Below are 243 nucleotides of genomic sequence, written 5' to 3' on the forward strand. Positions count from 1 at the left end.
GCCGAGCGCCACCGCCAGGCCCACCGCGACCGCCGTGTCCCCGAGCGTCACCAGGCCGGTCAGCGCCACCGGTATCCACAGCAGCCCGAAGGCGGTCCGCGCGGTGCGGGTGAAGCCCGTCCGGTCGTCGCCGCCCAGCACGGAGGGGAGCGCCGCCGCGACGAGCAGCAGGGCCGCCGCGCGCAGGTCCAGGGCGTGCGGGGCGATCCACGCCAGCACCGGGAGGGCGGCCGACGCCACCGC

At 79.4% G+C, this 243-nt stretch carries 1 pseudogene; it reads right to left on the reverse strand.

Annotated features, from left to right (window positions below):
* Window positions 1-240, reverse strand: a pseudogene (locus G3I41_RS34305) (phosphatidate cytidylyltransferase); the annotation flags it as partial.
* Window positions 241-243: the final 3 nt, after the last annotated feature.

It is taken from the genome of Streptomyces sp. SID9727, from assembly GCF_010550605.1.
GTDB lineage: Bacteria > Actinomycetota > Actinomycetes > Streptomycetales > Streptomycetaceae > Streptomyces.